Raw genomic sequence first — 20,096 nt, 5'->3', positions numbered from 1 at the left:
CAGCCCGAGCGCATCCTGGTCGGCGGCTGGGCCGGCCTCCAGCTCGGCACCCGCTTCCTCGAAACCGTGTCCGGCTACGCGCGGGAGTACGCCCTCACGTACCCGGCGGCCCGGGTCGTCATCGGCATGGGCACCCTCGGCCCCGACGCGGTCACGGTCGGCGCGGCGATCCTGCCGCTCGCGGACTTCTTCGGCCGGGGCGGCCGGCGGGCCGAGACGGAGACCGCCGAGGAGCAGCCGGCCTGGGCGTCGACCGTACGGGAACGGGGGGCGCACTGAGCGTGCGCCCCCCGAGAAGGACCGTGCGAGGCGACCCGGTCGCCCGGCCTGGCCGGCGAGACACCCCCTAGGCGACGGAACCTATGCGTCCGGTCGGCTCGCGGGGGCCGTCGTGGTGGATCGGGGTGTGGGCGCCCGTCAGGGAGAGGCCCGTGCCGCCCCGGCGGCTGGCGACGATCTCCGCGCCGATCGACAGCGCCGTCTCCTCCGGCGTACGGGCGCCGAGGTCGAGGCCGATCGGGGAGCGCAGACGGGCGAGTTCGAGTTCGGTGACGCCGACCTCGCGGAGGCGCTTGTTGCGGTCCTCGTGGGTGCGGCGGGAGCCCATCGCGCCGACGTAGGCGACGGGAAGCTTGAGGGCGGCCTGGAGCAGCGGCACGTCGAACTTGGCATCGTGCGTCAGGACGCAGAGCACCGTACGGCCGTCCACCTCCGTGGACTCCAGGTAGCGGTGGGGCCATTCGACGACGATCTCGTCGGCCTCGGGGAAGCGGGCCGGCGTCGCGAAGACGGGCCGCGCGTCGCACACGGTGACGTGGTAGCCGAGGAACTTGCCGACTCTGACCAGAGCCGCCGCGAAGTCGATGGCACCGAAGACGATCATGCGGGGGGCCGGGACCGAGGACTCGACCAGAAGGGTCAGCGGCTGTCCGCAGCGGCTGCCGTCCTCGCCGATCTCCACCGTGCCGGTGCGGCCCGCGTCGAGCATCGCGCGAGCCTCCCCGGCGGCCGTGCGGTCCAGCTCCGGGTGGCCGCCGAGCTTTCCCTCGTACGAGCCGTCGGGGCGGACCAGGAGTGCCCGGCCCATCAGGTCCTCGGGGCCGGAGACGATCCGGGCCAGGGCCGCCGCCTCCCCCGTGGCGGCGGCGGCCAGCGCGGCGGGGTGGACCCCGCCGCGGACCGGGGTGACGAGGATGTCGATGATGCCGCCGCAGGTCAGACCGACCGCGAAGGCGTCCTCGTCGCTGTAGCCGAAGCGCTCGACGACGGTCTTCCCGTCTTCGAGGGCCTGCCGGCACAGGTCGTACACCGCGCCCTCCACACACCCGCCGGAGACCGAGCCGATCGCCGTGCCGTCGCTGTCGACGGCGAGCGCGGCGCCCGGCTGCCGGGGCGCGCTCCCGCCGACCGCCACGACGGTGGCGACGGCGAACTCACGTCCCTGCTCGACCCACCGGTGCAGCTCTTCGGCGATGTCCAGCATCTCGAACTCCTCGATATGTGTGTGGAGGGTGAAGGTACGGGCGTCAGCTGACGTTCAGCCAGCTCTCGATCGGATGGATCGCGAAGAACACGATGAAGATCGCGGTCAGGCCCCACATGAAGGCGCCCACTTCGCGTGCCTTGCCCTGCGCCGTCTTGATGACGGTGTAGGAGATGACGCCGGCCGCGACACCCGTGGTGATGGTGTACGTGAACGGCATCAGGACCACGGTGAGGAACACCGGGATCGCGACGGAGCGGTCGCTCCAGTCGACGTGCTTGGCGTTCTGCATCATCATCGCGCCGATGACGACCAGGGCCGCGGAGGCCACCTCGGCCGGCACGATCGCGGTGATCGGGGTGAAGAAGAGGCAGGCCGCGAAGAACGCGCCGGTGACGACGGAGGAGAGACCCGTGCGGGCACCCTCGCCGACGCCGGTGGCCGACTCGACGAAGACCGTCTGGCCTGAGCCGCCGACGCCGCCGCCGATGACACCGCCCGCGCCGTCGATGAACAGCGCCTTGGAGAGGCCGGGCATCCGGCCCTGGGAGTCGGCGAGCTTGGCCTCGGAGCCGACGCCGATGATCGTGGCCATGGCGTCGAAGAAGCCGGCGAGCACCAGAGTGAAGATGATCATGGTGATCGTGATGTAGCCGACGTCGCCCCAGCCGCTGAAGGACACCTCGCCGATGAGCGAGAAGTCCGGCGTGGAGACCGCGCTGCCGTTGAGCTCCGGCGGGCCGGAGAACCAGGCCTTGGCCGGCAGGTCGCCGACGGCGTTGACGACGGCGGCGATGACCGTGCCCGCCACGATGCCGATCAGGATGGCGCCGGGCACGTTGCGGGCCTGGAGCGCGAAGATCAGCAGCAGCGTGAAGGCGAAGATGAGGACCGGCCAGCCGGCCAGCTCACCGGCCGGGCCGAGGACGACCGGGCCACCACCGGGAGAGGGGTTCTCGTGGACGAAGCCCGCCTTGACGAAGCCGATCAGTGCGATGAAGAGGCCGATGCCGATGGTGATCGCGTGCTTGATCGCCAGCGGGATCGCGTTCATGATCATCTCACGGAGGCCGGTGACCACCAGGAGACAGATCACCACACCGTAGGCCACACACATGGCCATGGCCTGCGGCCAGGTCATGACGGCGATGACCTGCGAGGACAGCACGCCGGAGACGCTGAGACCGGCTGCGAGGGCGAGCGGGACCTTGCCCCAGAAGCCCATCAGCAGGGTGGTCACGGCGGCGGCGAGCGCGGTCGCGGTGATGAGGGCGGGCTGGCTGAGGACGTTGCCGTCGACATCCTTGCCGCCGAGGATCAGGGGGTTGAGCAGGAGAATGTACGCCATCGCCATGAAGGTGGTGACGCCGCCGCGGATCTCCGTCGCGACGGTGGATCCTCTCTCCGAGATGTGAAAGTACCGGTCGAGCCAAGAGCGGCCGGCGGGGACGTTCGAGCCGGAGCCCGCGTCCTCCGAAGCGGTCTTGGGCTCCACAGACGACTGGGTCATGGGGCCTACTCCCAAGGTTCAAAGGGGCACCCGCGTCAGACCTCGAAGGACTTCTGATCTGCTGAAGTTGCGGGATTTGGGATGCTGCGTGGGCTGCACGACCCGGGGGACGGCCCGAGACGAACGGAATGAATCGGCACTGCGGGGTACTGCGGGGGTATCGCTGGTGTTGCTGGTACTGCGGTTACTACGGGGTGTTGCCGGTACTGCGGGGTGTTGCTGGTACTGCGGGTACTGCTGGGGGTTACTCCGGGCGGTACGGGCTGGGGAGGTGTGACGTTCCCTGGGAGGCACGTACCGCCCGGAGAGTCCTAGAGGGTGCCGGTGAGCGCCTCGGGGCGGACCGGCGTCTTGTTGAGCTCCAGGCCCGTCGCCGCCCGGATCGCCGCGAGGACGGCCGGGGTGGACGACAGGGTCGGGGCCTCGCCGATGCCCCGCACGCCGTACGGCGCGTTGGGGTCGGCCAGCTCGAGGTAGTCGACCGGGATGGTCGGCGTGTCGAGGATGGTCGGGATCAGGTAGTCCGTGAAGGAGGGGTTGCGCACCTTCGCGGTCTTCGGGTCGACGATGATCTCCTCCATCACCGCGACGCCCAGGCCCTGGGTGGTGCCACCCTGGATCTGGCCGACCACGGAGAGCGGGTTGACCGCCTTGCCGACGTCCTGGGCACAGGCCAGTTCGATGACCTTGACCAGACCGAGCTCGGTGTCGACCTCCACCACCGCGCGGTGCGCGGCGAAGGCGTACTGGACGTGACCGTCGCCCTGGCCGGTGACGAGGTCGAAGGCCTGGGTGGGGCGGTGCCGCCACTCCTCCTCGACCTCCACCGACTGGTCGCCGAGGACGTCCGCGATGGAGGCCAGCGCCTCGCCGCCGTCGGTGACGACCTTGCCGCCCTCCAGGAGGAGTTCGGCGTTGGCCCAGGCCGGGTGGTACGAGCCGAACTTGCGCCGGCCGATCTCCAGGACCTTCTCGCGGACGATCTCGCAGGAGTTCTTGATGGCGCCGCCGGTCATGTACGTCTGACGGCCCGCGGAGGTCGAACCCGCCGAGCCCACCTGGGTGTCGGCGGGGTGGATGGTGACCTGCTGGACGCCGAGCTCGGTGCGGGCGATCTGCGCGTGGATGGTGACACCGCCCTGGCCGACCTCCGCCATCGCGGTGTGGACGGTGGCGACGGCCTCGCCGTTGATGACCTCCATACGGATCTTGGCGGTCGAGTAGTCGTCGAAGCCCTCGGAGAAGCCGACGTTCTTGATGCCGACGGCGTAGCCGACGCCCCGCACGACGCTCTCGCCGTGCGTGGTGTTGGACAGGCCGCCCGGCAGCGCGCGGACGTCCGCGCCTTCGCCGGCGGTCTCCCACTGGCGCTCCGGCGGCATGGGACGGGCCTTGACCCGGCGCAGCAGCTCGGCGACCGGCGCCGGCGAGTCCACGACCTGGCCGGTCGGCATGATCGTGCCCTGCTCCATGGCGTTGAGCTGGCGCAGTTCCACCGGGTCCATGCCCAGCTTCGCCGCGAGCTTGTCCATCTGGGCCTCGTAGGCGAAGCAGGCCTGGACCGCGCCGAAGCCGCGCATCGCGCCGCAGGGCGGGTTGTTGGTGTAGAGGCCGATCGCCTCGATCTCGACGTCCTCGATGACGTACGGGCCGACCGAGAGGGACGAGGCGTTGCCGACGACCGATGCCGTCGACGAGGCGTAGGCCCCGCCGTCGAGCACGATCTTGCACTTCATGTGCGTGAGCTTGCCGTCCTTGGTGGCGCCGTGCTCGTACCAGAGCTTGGCCGGGTGCCGGTGGACGTGCCCGAAGAAGGACTCGTACCGGTTGTAGACCATCTTGACGGGCTTGCCGGTGCGCAGCGCGAGGATGGACGCGAGGATCTGCATGGAGATGTCCTCGCGGCCGCCGAACGCGCCGCCGACGCCGGCCATCGTCATGCGGACCTTCTCCTCGGGCAGGCCGAGGCAGGGGGCGATCTGCTTGAGGTCCGAGTGCAGCCACTGGGTGGCGACGTACAGGTCGACGCCGCCGTCCTCGGCCGGCACGGCGAGGCCGGACTCCGGGCCGAGGAAGGCCTGGTCCTGCATGCCGAAGGTGTACTCGCCGCTGACGATGACGTCGGCCCGCTTGGCGGCCTCGGCGGCGTTGCCGCGGATGATCGGCTGGCGGTGCACGATGTTCATGTGCGGGACGTGACCGGAGTGGTGGTCGTCGCGGTTCTCGTGGACCAGGATCGCGTCCGGAGCGGTGGCCGAGGCCTCGTCCGTGATGACCGGGAGCTCCCGGTACTCGATCTTGATCTTCGCGGCGGCGCGGCGGGCGGTCTCCGGGTGGTCGGCGGCCACGAGGGCGACCGGCTCACCGTGGTGACGGACCTTGCCGTAGGCGAGGACCGGGGTGTCCTGGAACTCCATGCCGTAGTTCTTCGCGGCGGGCAGGTCCTCGTGGGTCAGGACGGCGTAGACGCCGTCCATCGTGAGGGCCTCGGAGGTGTCGATGGACAGGATCTCGGCGTGCGCGACGGTGGAGCGCAGGATCTGGCCCCACAGCATGTCCTCGTGCCACATGTCCGAGGAGTACGCGAACTCGCCGGTGACCTTGAGGGTGCCGTCCGGACGGAGCGTGGACTCGCCGATGCCGCCCTTGACGTGGTTCTGCGTGACGTCGGTGGGCGTGCCCACCGGAACGGTGCGTGTGTTCTGAGCCATCGTCAGACCGCCTCTCCCTGACGCTCCTGGCGAGCGGCCGCGAGGCGGACCGCGTCGAGGATCTTCTCGTAACCCGTGCAGCGGCAGAGGTTGCCGGAGAGCGCCTCGCGGATGTCCGCGTCCGTCGGGGACGGGTTGCGCTCCAGCATCTCGTCGGCCGCGACCAGCAGACCGGGGGTGCAGAAGCCGCACTGGACGGCGCCGGCGTCGATGAACGCCTGCTGGATCGGGGACAGTTCGACGCCCTCGCCGGTCTGGGAGTCCTGACCGGGCTTGGCTTCCCACCTCTTGGCGGCGTCGAGCGAGGTGCCGCAGGCGCCGGAGGCGCAACCGGCGTGCTCGGAACGCTCCTTGGCGAACTCGGCGAGGCCTTCGACGGTGACGACCTCGCGGCCCTCGACCTGGCCGGCCGCGACGAGGCAGGAACAGACCGGCACTCCGTCGAGGCGGACCGTGCAGGAACCGCATTCACCCTGCTCGCAGGCGTTCTTGGAGCCGGGCAGGCCCAGCCGCTCGCGCAGGACGTAGAGGAGGGACTCGCCCTCCCAGACGTCGTCGGCTTCCTGCGGACGTCCGTTGACCGTGAAATTGACGCGCATGGTTATGCAGCTCCCTCAAGCGTGCGACCGCTGCCGCGGTAATGCTCCCAGGTCCAGCCGAGCTGGCGGCGGGCCATGATGCCGACGGCGTGGCGGCGGTACTTGGCGGTGCCTCGGACATCGTCGATCGGGTTGGCGGCGCCCGAGCAGAGGTCGGCGAACTGCTTCGCGATCGACGGGGTGATGATCTTGCCGTTGTCCCAGAAGCCGCCCTCCTCCAGAGCCGCGTTCAGGAAGGCCTCGGCCTCCTTGGCGCGGATCGGGGTCGGTGCGGCGGAGCCGATGCCGGTCCGCACGGTCCGGGTCTCCGGGTGCAGGGCCAGGCCGAAGGCGCAGACGGCGATGACCATCGCGTTGCGGGTGCCGACCTTGGAGTACTGCTGGGGGCCGTCCGCCTTCTTGATGTGGACGGTCTTGATGAGCTCGTCGGGCTGCAGCGCGTTGCGCTTCACACCCGTGTAGAACTCGTCGATCGGGATGAACCGGTTGCCGCGCACCGACTCGACCTCGACCTCGGCGCCCGCGGCGAGCAGGGCCGGGTGGGCGTCGCCGGCGGGCGATGCGGTGCCGAGGTTGCCCCCGACGCCGCCGCGGTTGCGGATCTGCGGGGAGGCGACCGTGTGCGAGGCGAGTGCCAGGCCGGGCAGCTCGGCCCGCAGGTTCTCCATGATCTGGGTGTACGGAACGGCGGCGCCGAGGCGGACGTTCTCCTCGCCGACCTCCCACTCACGCAGCAGCTCGATGCGGTTCAGGTCCAGGAGGTACTCGGGCCGCCGGTGGTCGAAATTGATCTCGACCATGACGTCCGTGCCACCCGAAAGGGGCACGGCCGTGGGGTGCTCTGCCTTGGCGGCGAGCGCCTCCTCCCAGGTGGCGGGGCGAAGGAAGTCCATGGTGGCTCTCTTCTAGTGATTCTGGTGATCGGGGGGCGTGCGCAGGGTTCCGGGGGGACGGCCGGTTCTCGACTTCACGTTCATGTGCTGTTCACGCGGTGTGTGGCCTAGTACACAAGCCCACGATCGCCCGGGTGCAGTCACCGAAAACATGAAGGAGTTGGCTGGGTCCCGTTGTCGTCTTGTAGATTCGAACGAAAGGCGGGGAACAGTCACCTCGCCGTTTTCCCCTGGAAACGGTGGCCCCACGCCACCGTCGACAACGCGACAACCCCACCACTCACTGACGAAGGAACGGCGGCGACACGATGCGGCTGCGCGCACTGCTGGAGAACGACGCGCTCGGGCTGCGCCTGCTCGGCGGCGAGGACGAGCTGGACCGCACCGTCCGCGGCGTGATGACGACGGATCTCAAGGACCCCAGCCGGTACCTGTCCGGTGGGGAGCTGGTGCTGACCGGCCTCGCCTGGCTGCGGGAACCGGCCGACGCCGAGCCCTTCGCCCGGATCCTGGCCTCGGCCGGGGTCGCCGCCCTTGCCGCGGGCGAGGCGGAGCTGGGCGACATCCCCGACGATCTCGTAGAGGCGTGTTCACGCCATCGGCTGCCGCTTTTCGCGGTGAACGAGACCGTTGCGTTCGCGACGATCACCGAACATGTTGTTCGACAGGTCTCCGGCGAGCGGGCGGGTGACCTGGCGGCCGTCGTCGACCGGCACCGGCGGCTCATGACCTCGGGACCGGCGGGCGGCGGCCCCGAGGTGGTCCTCGACCTGCTCGGCTCCGACCTGGATCTGCGGGCCTGGGTACTCTCCCCCACCGGCCGCCAGATCGCGGGCGCGGGCGAGCCCCTCCCGGCCCCGCTCGCCGCCACCCTCGCCGGTGAGCACCTGGCCGCCACCCGGACCGGACGGCGCGGTCCGCACCGGCTGAGCACGGGCGGAACGGCGTACTCCCTCTTCCCGATCCGCAACACCGGCCGGGGCGCGGCCCCCGTCTCCCGCGATGTGCGCGAGACCGTCCTCTCGGACTGGCTGCTCGCCGTCGAGGCGGACGCGGGGGACTGGCCGGCCGCCCGGCTGGACCTGCTCCAGGGAGTCACCCAGCTGATCGCCGTCGAGCGGGACCGGCGCGACGCGGCCCGTACGGTACGGCGCCGGCTCGCCCAGGAGGTCCTGGAGCTGGTGCAGACGGGCGCCGCGCCCGCCGAGATCGCGGCCAGGCTGCGGGTGGCCGCCCCGGTGCTGCTGCCCGGGCTCGGCACGGCCCCGCACTGGCAGGTGGTCGTGGCCAGGGTCGAGTGGGAGCAGGAGGCCGGTCAGAGCCCCGCCGTGGAGGCCGGTCCGGTCGCCCAGGCCCTCCTGGAGGAGATCCTCGTCGACCCGGCGACCGTCGGCGCCGAGTCCGCCGACCGGATCGCCGTGGCGCACAGCGGCGACGAGGCCATCGCGCTGGTCCCGCTGGCCGCGGGTCCGCTGCCGGACAGCGAGGACGACGGCCCGGCCACCGCGCTGGGCCTGCACGCCGACGCGCTGCTGGCGGCCGTGCGCGCTCCGCTGTCGGCCGGCCTGGCCGACGACGGGCGTCTCACCCTCGGTGTCAGCGCCGCCGTGCACTCGGCGGAGGGCCTGCGCGGGGCCCTGGAGGAGGCCCGGCACGCCCGCCGGGTCGCCGCCGCCCGTCCGGGCCGGGTCTGCGCCGCCGGCCACCACGAGCTGGCCTCGCACGTGCTGCTGCTGCCGTTCGTCCCGGACGACGTCCGGCGCGCGTTCACGGCCCGGCTGCTCGACCCGCTGCGCGACTACGACCGCAGGCACCGCGCGGAGCTGATCCCGACGCTTGAGGCGTTCCTGGACTGCGACGGCTCCTGGACACGCTGTGCGACCCGGCTCCACCTGCACGTGAACACGCTGCGGTACCGGGTGGGCAGGATCGAGCAGCTCACGGGCCGTGATCTGTCCCGTCTCGAGGACAAGCTCGACTTCTTCCTGGCCCTTCGGATGAGCTGATCGGATGACCCGGGGGGTCCCACGCGAATTCACCCCTTCGGGCGAGTCCGACGGAGTGACGTCCGGGCTGGTGGGGGCCCGTCGGCCGGGGCGGCCGACGGGCTCCGCCGAGGCCTGATCACGGGCCCGGCGGCCTTCTGACGCCGTTTCGGCCACGGTCCGGACAGCGGTACACCGATCCGCCGGACTCTTGTGAATTCTTTCACCTGACCCCTTGGCCAGGTACTCCCCTTCGTGCTGAGATGCGGGTCTCACTCAACAGCTCAATGGCGCGCTCGGGGAGGGCAATGTGGCGGATACCGCCATGTCTGGTTCCGAATCAAGGGGCGGCGAAGATCCGTCCCTCGCCTACGGCAAGGAGACTCCCGTGGAGACCGCCATATGGCGGCTCCGCTCCCGGGGTTGCTGGACGGACGCGGCCGCGCTGCTCGCGCCCCACGCGACCGAACCGGCCGCCGCACTCGAACGGGCCGCGCTGCTGATCGAGCGCTGCCTCTACACGGAACAGGGCTGGGCCGACGCGGAGGAGGCGCTCCGGGCGGCCGAGGCGGTGGCCGGCACCGACGAGGAACGCGGGGCCGCCGCCTGCGAACGCGGCTATCTGGCCTACGCGTCGACACTTCTGGGGGTACGCGACCGGGCCGACGAGGCACGCATGGCACTGGGCCGGGCGGCCGCCCTGATCGCCCCGTCGGCCGAGGGAAGGCCGCTGCTCGACCTGCGGCGCGGGCTCATCGCACAGAACCTCGGCGACTCCCCGCAGGCGGCCCGCGCCGCGTACCGCAGGGCGCACGCCGGGGCCACCGCGCAGGGCGACTCGCTGCTGCTGTCCTCCACTTGGCGACACCTCGCCGGACTCGCCCTGCGTGAAGGAGAGTTGGCGGAGGCGCGGCACGGCTTCGCCGAATCGCTGCGCATCCGCGAGGAGTTGGGCTATCTGGTCGGTACGGCCCCGGCCCTCACCGCACTCGCCACCACGGAGACGGAACCGGAGGCCGGGCGACTGCGCGCCGAGGCCCGCCGCCTCTTCCGCCTCCTGGGTGGCGTGCCGACCTGGCTCGCGAGTCAGCTGACACCGCAGCCGGCCACCTGAAGTCCCCTCACGGGAGGGGATGGTGATGCATCCTCACCTGTCGGTGCGCTTCGGCGCGAGACACACCAGGCTCTCGTCGGTGCCGATGAGCAGGGAGCCGGCGCCGGTGACGGCGACCGCGCGGACAGGGGGGCCCGGGCGGAACGAGAGGGTCGGGCCGCCCTCCGGGCGATGGAGCTCGACGAGGCCGTCGCCCCAGGCGACGGCGATCAGCGGGCCCGCGGGGGTCTCCGTCGCATGCAGGGAGACCACCGGCGAGGGCCGTTCGGCAAGGGGTTCGGGGCGCGGATCACGACCCGGGGTCCAGAGCCGGACGGTCCCGTCGACGCCGCCGGAGCAGACGAACGGCGTCTCGGAGTCCACCGCCGCGACCGCCGCGACCCGGCCGCTGTGCGAGGCGGCCTGGTGCAGGCCCCGCAGACCGAAGGCGTGCACCGAGCCGAGCCGGTCCCCCACCACGACCGAACCGGCGATCGCCGCGAGGGCCGTTCCCGGGTGACGGGCCAGGGTCGCCGAGACGGCCTCCGTGAGGCGCTCCAGATACGGGGCCCGCGGCGTCGTCCCCCGCACGGTGTGCAGTCGGCCCCGGTCGTCCAGGAGCAGCACGGTGCCGTCGGGCGCGGGCGCGAGCGCGGTGACCCGGCCGGGCACGGTGTGGGCGAGACGGCCCGCCGGGCTCGCGTCGGCCTCGTGGAGCAGCCGCACGGCGCCGGTGCGGTCGCCGACGAGCAGCGTCCCCTCCAACGGACCGCCCGCCGCGCCGAGGACGGTGACGGGGCCCGGCCAGGGCGGGGTCAGATCGCCGCGGTGCCGGGCCCAGCGGAGTCGCCAGGGCGAGCCCTCCGCGAGCTCGGCGAGCGCGGGACGCAACCGGGGGTCCGCGCCGTCGCCGAGAGCGGCCAGCAGTACCAACGCCCTTTCGCCCGGCGCCTGTTCGCGGCAGAGGGACTGGCCGGCGCGCATCCAGGCGGCCCGTAGCCCGCCGTGGTCCTCGGCGGCGTTCTCACCGGGGCGGGCGGGCACCTCGGGGCCGTCGAGCGTGCCCGCGAGTCCGGCGGCGGCCGCCCCCGTGACGTACGCCGTGGTCACGAGCAGAGGGTCGGCCGTGCAGACGGCCACCGGGTCGGAGAGGTCCGGCAGCGGCAGGGTCTGCTCCGGGGCGCCGGGGCCGGGGGCGTCGGCGTCGCCGTCGAGGTCCACGACGGCGACCCGCCGGTCGGTCCGCAGGGCGGCGGGAGCCGGGGTGCCGCTGCGGGCCTCGACCACGAGACGGACCCGGCCGACGCCCGCGAGTTCGGCGATCAGATCGGTGAGCGCGGCCGGTTCGGCGGCGGCGTGCAGATCGGTGAGAAGGAGGACGGCGCGGCCGGTGGGCCGGGCCTCGCTGGTGGCGAGGGCGTGCACGAGGTCGCCGGGCGACCTGGCCACGACGCCGAGGCGGTCGGCGATCGTCCAGGTCGCGCCGAGGGCGCTCTGTCCGGCCAGCGGGACGAGCACCCGCGCAGTGCGGCGGCGCGGCCGGCCGGCCCGCGGGCCGTGCTTGGCGAACCATCCGAGCAGAGCCGTCTTGCCGCTGCCGGGGGCGCCGGTGACGAGGCAGAGCCGGGGCGCCTCGGGATCGGTGAGCCAGCCGAGCAGGGCGGTGGCCTCGGTCTCCGTACCGGTGACGGGTCGGCCTCCGTCCGCCGGGGACGGGGTCGCGGACGGCATGGGGCACCTCACGGGCGACGCGGTACGGGCGGCTGTCGCCCTTGACCTTAGTGGGCGCGGGCCCCCCGGGACCGCCCCGTCGCGAGGACGGTCTCCGGGGAGCTTCCGAGGGTCTCTCCGGGCGGGTCAGGCGTCGGGGTCGCCGCCCGCGGCGACGACCTGGAGCCGGCCGAGCTGGACCTGGGCGGCGCTTTGGGCCTGCTCCGGTCCGAACCGGTAGGTGCTCACGTAGGACACCACGGTGCCGACGCGCATGTAGACACCGACGTACTCGTCACGCTCGAAGGCGAAGGTCTCGTCGGCCCCGGTCTCGACCTTCACCGGTGTGAAGGGGCCGGCCTCGCCCTGCGACGTCTTCCTCACCTTCTCCACCGCCTTCAGTACGGCGGTCGCCTGCGCCTCCGTGCCGAAGCCGTAGAGCGTGAACGTGGCCGTCTTCTCGGAGGAGGAGCCGACCAGGGCCAGGTCCTTGATACCGGCGCCCTTCACTCCGGCGCAGTCCACGTCCTCCATCTTCTTGGAGCAGAACTCCGCGGCCTCGGCCTCCGGGACCAGCTCGGCGTCGCCGCCGCTGTACGTGCCGCTGCTGAAATCGGACGACAGCGGGAGGGCGTTGATCAGCCCGGTCGCGTCCAGCGCGGCGGGCTGGTACTTCTCCTCGCCGCCCCCGGTCCCGGTGACGGCCTCGGTCGCGTCGCCGTCACCGCCGCAACCCGTGAGTGCGGCCACCATGGCCGCCGCGACGGCGATCCCCCGTACGCCCGTCCTCATCCTGATTCCCCCTGCGGCTCTGCCGGTTGACATGATCATCAACCTTAGCGGGCCGCAGGGCTCAGGCGTTCGAGCCGGTGAAGTGTTCGCGTACGAGCGATTCGACGACCGGAAGGTCCTGGGCGATCAGGGCGTCGAGCAGGGCGGTGTGCTCGGCGGCGTCGGCGACGAGCACACCGTGGCGGACGACGGGCGCGCTGATCAGGGGCCACTGGGAACGGCGGTGGAGGTCGTCGGCGACGGCGAGCAACTGCTCGTTCCCCGCGAGGGAGAGGACGGCCCGGTGGAAGGCCCGGTCGGCCTCGGCGTAGTGGGCGCGGTCGCCCCGGGCCGCGGCGGTCGAGGTCGCCTCGGCGAGCGGGCGGAGCTCGGCCCAGCGGGCGGCCGGGACCGTGCGGGCGAGCCGCAGCATGACGGGGACCTCGATGAGCGCGCGGACCTCGGCGAGTTCGGCCAGCTCGCGGGGGGTCCGTTCGGTGACGCGGAAGCCGCGGTTCGGCACGACCTCGACGGCGCCCTCGACGGCGAGGCGCTGCATGGCCTCGCGGACCGGGGTGGCCGAGACGCCGAACCGCTCGCCGAGGGCGGGAGCGGAGTACACCTCGCCGGGGACGAGCTCGCCACCGACGAGGGCGGTGCGGAGCGCGTCGAGGATCTGGCTGCGGACGGAGTGCCGTACGACACGGGCCGCGGGGACGGATGAGCAGACGGAAGCCGGGGCCGGGCCGGGCGCCCGGAGAGCACCGGGGGTGTCCGGCTCGCAGTGGGTGTGTTCCCCCCGGGCGGACTCGGCACGCGCCGAATCCGAGCGGACCGACCCGCCCCGACCTGACTCTCCGCGGGCGGACTCCGACCGGACCGACTCGGCACCCGCCGACCCGCCCCGACCCGACTCGCCCCGGGCGGACTCGCCGCCACAGGACCGCCCCTCGCCGAAAGCCGGCTCGACGCCACCCGGAGGCCGTCCGGTGCCACGCGCCTGCTCCGGCACTCGTGCGGCCTCCTCAGCGCCCCGGGCGGCGTCGCCGAAGGGCGGGGACGGCCTCTCCGTCGCCCGCTCGCGCGCTGCGCCCTGCTCCACCCGGGTCCTCCTGCGGCCTCGTGCCGGACCCGGCTCGCTTCGTGCGGGTCCTCTGTGCACCATAGGCGAACGGACCGACATCAGAGGTGTGAGGGCTGCCTCGCTGGTCGGGGCGCCTTGCCCCGTGGTGAGAGGTGACTCCGAATCGGGTAAGGTAAGGCTAACCTGCCAACGCTCGCGATTCGGTGGTCCGCATGACCGTCCCCGCCCTGTTGCCCGCCTCTCCGACCTCGCCCGTCGCGGCCTCCTACGCCCGGCTCGCCGAGGTCTTCCCCCATCTCCGGATAGAGGAACACGTCCGCGGCGAGCGGCTGCCGCGCGGCGCGGGCTGGGTCGGCGCGGACGAGCTCGCGGCCGGCGGCCCCGACCTCGACGCCTTCCTCGCCTGGGACAACGCGCAGGTGCTGCGCGACTACGGCACCCGGGCCCGCCCCGACGTCGTCGCCAGCTTCGGACTGCACCGGTACGCCTGGCCCGCCTGTCTGCTCGTCACCGTCCCCTGGTTCCTGGACCGCAGGGTGCCCCGGCTGCCCGCCGGGAACGTGTCGTTCCAGCGGGCCCTCGGGCGGATGGCCGTCCGGGTGGAGGAGTTCGCCTGCCTGCCCGGCGACCCCGCGGCGTCGCTCCCCGGCGCCCGGGTGGTCGCCGACGAGGACGCGCTGCGGGCCGAGGTGCGCGCCTCGCTCGCCGAACACTTCGAGGCGATCCTCGACGGCTTCGGCTCCCGGATGCGGCGCGGCCGCCGTGCCCTGTGGGGAATGGCCACGGACGAGATCGTCGAGGGCCTCTGGTACGTCGGCGCCCTGTTCGGCGAGGAGCGGCGGGCGATGGACGAGCTCGACCTCCTGATGCCGGGCACCGTCAAGCCGTACAAGCCCTACGCGGGCGCGGCGGGCTTCCGCGAACTGCCCGGCACCGAGGGGCCGGACGGCGCCCCGCGCGCCACGCGCGACCGGGCGACCTGCTGCTTCTTCTACACGCTGCGCCCCGAGGACACCTGCCTCACCTGTCCCCGTACGTGCGACGCCGACCGGGTTCGCCGGCTCACCGCGGCCGCCTGAGGCTCCCGAGTGATTACGCCACCCGGAAGGGTGGCGTAATTCGAACCCAACTCCGTTGCCCTGCATGGGTGTTCGATCAGATCGCACCTATTCGTATGTCATGGCGCCCCGATGGCGTGCTCTTGCCCGGAAACCCCTTGAGCACCCCACGGGGTCGGCCAGTATGGGCCGCCAAACGCCCTACTGCGATGCAAGGGACACCGCATGAGACTGACCGACATATCGCTGGACTGGCTGCTTCCGGGTGGCGTCATGGTGGCCGGAGTCCTGACGGCGGTGGCGGTGCTCGCGCGCGGGAAGCGCGCCGGTGACCAGGCCGCGGCCGAGGACTCCTGGGAACGCAGCGAGGAGCGCCGCAGACGCAAGGAAGCCGTGTACGGCACCGCTTCCTACGTCCTCCTCTTCTGCTGTGCCGCGGTCGCCGCGGCCCTGTCCTTCCACGGACTCGTCGGCTTCGGCCGGCAGAACCTCAACCTCACCGGGGGATGGGAGTACCTCGTCCCCTTCGGCCTCGACGGCGCCGCCATGTTCTGCTCGGTGCTCGCGGTCCGCGAGGCCAGTCACGGCGACGCGGCCCTCGGCTCGCGGCTGCTCGTCTGGCTGTTCGCGGGCGCGGCGGCCTGGTTCAACTGGGTGCACGCCCCGCGCGGCCTGGGCCACGACGGGGCTCCGCAGTTCTTCGCGGGGATGTCCCTCTCGGCGGCGGTCCTCTTCGACCGGGCGCTCAAGCAGACCCGCAGGGCCGCGCTGCGCGAGCAGGGCCTGGTGCCCCGCCCGCTGCCGCAGATCCGGATCGTGCGGTGGATGAGGGCACCCCGGGAGACGTTCGCCGCCTGGTCGCTGATGCTTCTGGAGGGCGTACGGACCCTGGACGAGGCCGTCGACGAGGTGCGCGAGGACCGGCGGGAGAAGGAGCAGAACCGGATCCGCCGGCGCGACCAGGTCAAGCTCGACCGGGCACGGCTGAAGGCGATCAACCGCCAGCACCGCGCCTTCGGGCTCGGCCGGGGCGGCGGGCGTCAGGTGGAGATGGCGGCGCTCAACGCCTCCACGGGCACCGGTACGGGCCCGGGTTCGGGTTCCGGCACCGGGTCGGGTTCCGGTTCCGCTTCGGCGTCCGTGCAGGCCGCCGTCGCGGAACCGGCCATAGCGGATCCGGGACAACTGCCGCTTCGACCCCGGCCCTCCCTCCAAGCCGTAAGCGCTTGTCGGGCTAACCACCCCCCCCGCCCGCACCCCCCGGGGGGGCCCCCCTCCCGGGCGCCCCCGCCGTTCAGTTCGAACCAGACCACCTTGCCCACCCCGTGGTTCTCGACGCCCCAGGAGTCGGCCAGGGCCTCGACGAGGATCAGCCCCCTGCCGTGCGTACCGTCGTCGGCGGGCGGTACGTGCGGTGGCGCGAGGCCGGGGACGAAGTCGCGGACCTCGACCCTCAGCTGCTCGGGGACGACGGTCGCGGTCACGACGGCCCCGTGCTCGGTGTGGATCAGGGCGTTGGTCACCAGCTCGCTGGTGAGCAGTTCCGCCACGTCGGATGCGCCCGGTCGGCCCCATTTCCCCAGCAGTTCCCGTAAGGCATGTCGCACCTCGGGCACCGCGGTGAGATCGGCGCCTCCCACCTTTCTGAGCAGTTGAGTCGGCTGTCGTGCCTCCCCGGCCATATCCCCCACCCACAGATCGCGTCGAACAGGCTCACGGGGATGCATGCCCCGCCAAATCGTCCGCATTCCCTCAGAGTCGGGGCACGTTGCGCAGGTTGGAGCGGGCCATCTGGAGCATCCGGCCCACTCCCCCGTCCAGGACGATCTTGCTGGCCGAGAGGGCGAAGCCGGTCACCATGTCGGCGCTGATCTTCGGGGGGATGGAGAGCGCGTTGGGGTCGGTGACGACGTCCACCAGGGCCGGACCCTTGTGCTTGAAGGCGTCCTTGAGGGCGCTCGTCAGATGCTTGGGCTTCTCGACCCGTACGCCGTAGGCCCCGGCTGCGCGGGCGATGGCCGCGAAGTCCGGGTTCTTGTTCGTCGTTCCGTACGAGGGAAGCCCGGAGACCAGCATCTCCAGTTCGACCATGCCGAGCGAGGAGTTGTTGAAGACGATCACCTTCACCGGCAGGTCGTACTGCACGAGGGTGAGGAAGTCGCCCATCAGCATGGAGAATCCGCCGTCGCCGGAGAGCGAGACGACCTGCCGGTTCCGGTCGGTGAACTGAGCGCCGATGGCCTGCGGCAGCGCGTTCGCCATCGAGCCGTGACTGAACGAACCGATGATCCTGCGCCGCCCGTTGGGGCTGAGGTAGCGGGCCGCCCAGACGTTGCACATGCCGGTGTCCACCGTGAACACGGCGTCGTCGTCGGCGAGTTCGTCGATCACGGAGGCCACGTACTCGGGGTGGACCGGGACGTGTTTCTCGACTTTGCGGGTATAGGCCTTGACCACGCCTTCGAGCGCGTCGGCGTGCTTCTTGAGCATCTTGTCGAGGAAGCGCCGGTCGGTCTTCGCCCGGACACGGGGGATCACACACCGCAGGGTCTCCCGGACGTCGCCCCAGACGGCGAGGTCGAGCAGGGACCGACGGCCGAGGCGCTCGGGCCGGACGTCCACCTGCACGATCTTGACGTCGTCGGGCAGGAAGGCGTTGTACGGGAAGTCCGTGCCGAGCAGGATCAGCAGGTCGCACTCGTGCGTGGCCTCGTACGCGGCGCCGTAGCCGAGCAGTCCGCTCATGCCGACGTCGTACGGATTGTCGTACTGGATCCACTCCTTGCCGCGCAGGGCGTGGCCGACCGGTGACTTGATCCGCTCGGCGAACTGCATCACCTCGGGGTGCGCCCCGGCCGTCCCGCTGCCGCAGAAGAGCGTCACCCGGTCGGCCGCGTCGATCATCCGGACCAGGGCGTCGATCTCGGCGTCTCCCGGACGGACGGTCGGCCGGGAGGTGACGAGCGCGGTCTCCACCGCCTTCTCCGGCGCCGGCTGGGAGGCGATGTCACCGGGCAGCGCGACCACGCTGACGCCGCCGCGGCCGACGGCGTGCTGGATCGCGGTGTGGAGCAGCCGGGGCATCTGCTTCGGGTTGGAGATGAGTTCGCTGTAGTGGCTGCACTCGCGGAACAGCTGGTCGGGGTGAGTCTCCTGGAAGTAGCCCAGACCGATCTCGCTCGACGGGATGTGCGAGGCGAGGGCCAGCACGGGGGCCATCGAGCGGTGGGCGTCGTACAGGCCGTTGATGAGGTGCAGGTTCCCCGGGCCGCAGGATCCGGCGCAGGCGGCGAGGCCACCGGTGATCTGGGCCTCGGCGCCGGCGGCGAAGGCCGCGGTCTCCTCGTGCCGCACCTGGATCCAGTCGAGCGAGGGGGTGCGGCGGATCGCGTCGACGACCGGGTTCAGGCTGTCACCGACGACGCCGTACAGGCGCCGGACTCCCGCGCGGACGAGGATGTCGACGAACTGCTCCGCCACGTTCTGTTTGGCCATGGCTCCATCAACACACGGCCCGGCGGGTTGTGCCCGGCGGATTACGTCCGGCGGGTGCGTCCGGCGGATGACGTCCGGTGGATCACGTCTCCCAGACACCCACCCCCGTACGGTCGTCGGCGTAACCGGTCACCCTCAGCTGGGTGTCGGCGAGGAACGCGGCCAGGCCGGGCGCCTCGGCGCCGGCCCAGCGGGCGGCGAGCTCGCGGGCGAGCGCGGGTTCGCCGCGCATCGGCTCCGCCAGCCCGGGCGAGGCGAGGAGCAGCGTGTCGCCGGGGCGGGCGACGGAGGCGCGGAAGCGGAACGGCTCGGCGGGCGGTGGTACGGGCTCCTCGACGAGCGGTCCCGGCGCGGTCGTGATGCCGAGGTCCATGGTGAGCCGGTCGCCCTCCTCGGTCTCGGATGCGGTGTCCTGCGGGGGCGGCGAGCCGAAGCCCACGACGGGGGCGCCGGTGACGGCGGCCGGCTCGGGCAGGAGCGGTTCGATGTCCTGCCAGGAGCCGTCGCGGAGCCGGAAGAGACCGCCGCCGCCGACGCCGAAGAAGACCCGGGTGCGGCAGTCGGGGTCGGCGGGGACCAGCAGACAGCGGAGGGTCGCGGTGTACTCGTCGGGGGCGAGGCCGCGCTCGGCGGCGCGGGTGCGGAGCTTGCCGTACGTACGGTCGGTGAGCCGGTGCAGTCCCGACTTGAGGTCGCCGCGGCGGCCGGTCCTGATGTCCTCGGAGAGCCGGGCGTGGCTGCGGCAGACGGCCTCGGCGATCCACTGGCAGGCGTCGGCGGCGGCGAGATGGGCGTCCTCGGCGGCGCGGGAGCCCGCGGCGACGGCGACGAGGACGAGCGCCGTCTCGTCGTGGCCGAAGCGGGCGGTGAGCAGGGCGTCGCGGCGGGGCTCGCCCCGGTAGCGCGCCGAGTCACCCCGTACGGAGGCGGCCCGCAGGGTGCAGGTGCCATACCGGGCGCCGTCGAGCACGGTGTCGGACACCAGCTCGCCGAGCTCCCCGGGCCGGGCTACGGGCAGCGCGGTCGGCTCGGGCTCGTAGGTGGGCGGACGGCTCCCGACGTGTCCGGTACGGGGCCGGGGCACGGAGACCGCGGCGATGGGGCCGGAGCCGGAGTCGGGACCGCCGGTCGTGGCCTCGTCCCCGTACCCGGCACCGGTCGCGGAATCGGACACCGCGTCGGACACGGGCTCGGACGCGGGATCCGGCTCGGGCCCCTCGCGGTGGTCCGGTCTCCCGGGGACCTGCACCTGGACGGTGGGCGTCTCGACGGGCGGGGCGGGCGGAGGCGGCGGGGCGGGAAAGGTATGCGGGCCCTCCTGCCGTGCCTCCCAGGGCGCCCGCCCGGGCACGAGGGGCGCGGCGGAGCCGGGCGACGGGGGCGGCGGGGCGGCCGACGGCGGCGAAGGCGGTGCGGCGGGAGGGCTCGGCGGTATGGCGGGAGGGCTCGGCGGCGTCACCGGGCGCGGGACGGCCGCCGTGGTCCACGGGTCCGGCGTCGGGCCCGGAGTCGCGCCCGGCGGGCCCGTGGTGGCCCGGGTCGCCGTGGTGAAGTGGTCGTCGAGGGTGTCACCCGACGCCGTCGGGGCCGTGTCCGGCGCCGACTCGTCGTAGAGCTTGTCCCACCAGTTGTCGTCCCCCTGCTGAGTCATGCCCTTATTGTCCACCGCGCGGGGCGCCCGAAAACGGGACATCAGGAAAACCG

Annotated in this window: 13 protein-coding genes and 3 pseudogenes; 5 read left to right on the top strand and 11 right to left on the bottom strand. The window is 72.5% G+C overall.

The genetic code is table 11. From position 1 onward, the window contains the following. Positions 1–279 (top strand): annotated as a pseudogene (locus IF00_RS0129155) (sugar kinase); the annotation flags it as partial. A 67-nt stretch (positions 280–346) separates the two neighbouring features. On the opposite strand, the gene IF00_RS0129150 reads toward IF00_RS0129155, so the two are convergent. The 5 genes from IF00_RS0129150 to IF00_RS0129130 all read right to left on the bottom strand — a co-directional run bounded on the left by IF00_RS0129150 (position 347) and on the right by IF00_RS0129130 (position 7,196). Beyond that, positions 347–1,483 (bottom strand): XdhC family protein, encoded by a 1,137-nt coding sequence (locus tag IF00_RS0129150; RefSeq protein WP_030323124.1) that lies wholly within the window; start codon positions 1,481–1,483, stop codon positions 347–349. A gap of 43 nt (positions 1,484–1,526) precedes the next feature. Beyond that, positions 1,527–2,993, bottom strand: a complete 1,467-nt coding sequence (locus IF00_RS0129145; protein WP_030323123.1) for an NCS2 family permease — start codon at positions 2,991–2,993, stop codon at positions 1,527–1,529. A gap of 311 nt (positions 2,994–3,304) precedes the next feature. Next, positions 3,305–5,704 (bottom strand): xanthine dehydrogenase family protein molybdopterin-binding subunit, encoded by a 2,400-nt coding sequence (locus tag IF00_RS0129140; RefSeq protein ID WP_030323121.1) that lies wholly within the window; start codon positions 5,702–5,704, stop codon positions 3,305–3,307. 2 nt (positions 5,705–5,706) lie between these two features. Further along, positions 5,707–6,303, bottom strand: coding sequence for a (2Fe-2S)-binding protein (locus IF00_RS0129135; protein WP_030323118.1), 597 nt, complete (start codon positions 6,301–6,303; stop codon positions 5,707–5,709). Positions 6,304–6,305: 2 nt separating this feature from the next. After that, complete coding sequence (locus tag IF00_RS0129130; RefSeq protein ID WP_030323117.1) at positions 6,306–7,196, bottom strand: FAD binding domain-containing protein; 891 nt, start codon at positions 7,194–7,196, stop codon at positions 6,306–6,308. 308 nt (positions 7,197–7,504) lie between these two features. Here IF00_RS0129130 and IF00_RS0129125 point away from each other — a divergent pair, with 308 nt between their 5' ends. After that, complete coding sequence (locus IF00_RS0129125) at positions 7,505–9,202, top strand: PucR family transcriptional regulator (RefSeq protein ID WP_030323116.1); 1,698 nt, start codon at positions 7,505–7,507, stop codon at positions 9,200–9,202. 304 nt (positions 9,203–9,506) lie between these two features. After that, positions 9,507–10,295, top strand: coding sequence for a hypothetical protein (locus IF00_RS0129120; protein ID WP_030323114.1), 789 nt, complete (start codon positions 9,507–9,509; stop codon positions 10,293–10,295). Positions 10,296–10,328: 33 nt separating this feature from the next. Here the strand turns inward: IF00_RS0129120 and IF00_RS0129115 are convergent, their stop codons facing one another. From IF00_RS0129115 to IF00_RS0129105, 3 genes are all read right to left on the bottom strand, one after another. Next, the gene (locus IF00_RS0129115) at positions 10,329–12,005 is read right to left on the bottom strand and encodes a WD40 repeat domain-containing protein (protein WP_030323112.1); all 1,677 of its coding nucleotides are present in this window, start codon (positions 12,003–12,005) and stop codon (positions 10,329–10,331) included. Positions 12,006–12,131: 126 nt separating this feature from the next. After that, positions 12,132–12,809, bottom strand: a complete 678-nt coding sequence (locus tag IF00_RS0129110; protein ID WP_158710530.1) for a hypothetical protein — start codon at positions 12,807–12,809, stop codon at positions 12,132–12,134. Between the two features lie 28 nt (positions 12,810–12,837). Then, positions 12,838–13,857: a GntR family transcriptional regulator gene (locus IF00_RS0129105; protein ID WP_037639251.1), complete on the bottom strand. Its 1,020-nt coding sequence runs from the start codon at positions 13,855–13,857 to the stop codon at positions 12,838–12,840. A gap of 194 nt (positions 13,858–14,051) precedes the next feature. Between IF00_RS0129105 and IF00_RS0129100 the strand changes: the two genes are divergently transcribed. Continuing rightward, on the top strand, positions 14,052–14,918 hold the full coding sequence (locus tag IF00_RS0129100; RefSeq protein ID WP_030323107.1) for a (2Fe-2S)-binding protein: 867 nt from the start codon (positions 14,052–14,054) through the stop codon (positions 14,916–14,918). A 204-nt stretch (positions 14,919–15,122) separates the two neighbouring features. Continuing rightward, positions 15,123–16,118: pseudogene (locus IF00_RS0129095) on the top strand (DUF2637 domain-containing protein); the annotation flags it as partial. 59 nt (positions 16,119–16,177) lie between these two features. Here the strand turns inward: IF00_RS0129095 and IF00_RS44095 are convergent. From IF00_RS44095 to IF00_RS0129085, 3 genes and pseudogenes are all read right to left on the bottom strand, one after another. Then, positions 16,178–16,579 (bottom strand): annotated as a pseudogene (locus tag IF00_RS44095) (ATP-binding protein); the annotation flags it as partial. 70 nt (positions 16,580–16,649) lie between these two features. Then, complete coding sequence (locus IF00_RS0129090) at positions 16,650–18,392, bottom strand: pyruvate dehydrogenase (protein WP_030323103.1); 1,743 nt, start codon at positions 18,390–18,392, stop codon at positions 16,650–16,652. A gap of 82 nt (positions 18,393–18,474) precedes the next feature. Next, a complete protein-coding gene (locus IF00_RS0129085) occupies positions 18,475–20,043 on the bottom strand; it encodes a protein phosphatase 2C domain-containing protein (protein ID WP_030323102.1) in 1,569 nt (522 codons plus the stop codon). Between the last annotated feature and the right edge of the window lie 53 nt (positions 20,044–20,096).

Source organism: Streptomyces flavochromogenes (assembly GCF_000717595.1).
Taxonomy (GTDB): domain Bacteria; phylum Actinomycetota; class Actinomycetes; order Streptomycetales; family Streptomycetaceae; genus Streptomyces; species Streptomyces flavochromogenes.
This window is presented reverse-complemented; position numbering and strand designations above follow the sequence as displayed.

Bases quoted from the DNA above. Each gene is read 5' to 3' on its own strand.
- IF00_RS0129125 (WP_030323116.1), top strand. From the start codon at position 7,505: ATGCGGCTGCGCGCACTGCTGGAGAACGACGCGCTCGGGCTGCGCCTG.
- IF00_RS0129135 (WP_030323118.1), bottom strand. From the start codon at position 6,303: ATGCGCGTCAATTTCACGGTCAACGGACGTCCGCAGGAAGCCGACGAC.
- IF00_RS0129085 (WP_030323102.1), bottom strand. From the start codon at position 20,043: ATGACTCAGCAGGGGGACGACAACTGGTGGGACAAGCTCTACGACGAG.
- IF00_RS0129120 (WP_030323114.1), top strand. From the start codon at position 9,507: ATGTCTGGTTCCGAATCAAGGGGCGGCGAAGATCCGTCCCTCGCCTAC.
- IF00_RS0129145 (WP_030323123.1), bottom strand. From the start codon at position 2,993: ATGACCCAGTCGTCTGTGGAGCCCAAGACCGCTTCGGAGGACGCGGGC.
- IF00_RS0129115 (WP_030323112.1), bottom strand. From the start codon at position 12,005: ATGCCGTCCGCGACCCCGTCCCCGGCGGACGGAGGCCGACCCGTCACC.
- IF00_RS0129110 (WP_158710530.1), bottom strand. From the start codon at position 12,809: ATGTCAACCGGCAGAGCCGCAGGGGGAATCAGGATGAGGACGGGCGTA.
- IF00_RS0129150 (WP_030323124.1), bottom strand. From the start codon at position 1,483: ATGCTGGACATCGCCGAAGAGCTGCACCGGTGGGTCGAGCAGGGACGT.
- IF00_RS0129130 (WP_030323117.1), bottom strand. From the start codon at position 7,196: ATGGACTTCCTTCGCCCCGCCACCTGGGAGGAGGCGCTCGCCGCCAAG.
- IF00_RS0129140 (WP_030323121.1), bottom strand. From the start codon at position 5,704: ATGGCTCAGAACACACGCACCGTTCCGGTGGGCACGCCCACCGACGTC.
- IF00_RS0129100 (WP_030323107.1), top strand. From the start codon at position 14,052: ATGACCGTCCCCGCCCTGTTGCCCGCCTCTCCGACCTCGCCCGTCGCG.
- IF00_RS0129090 (WP_030323103.1), bottom strand. From the start codon at position 18,392: ATGGCCAAACAGAACGTGGCGGAGCAGTTCGTCGACATCCTCGTCCGC.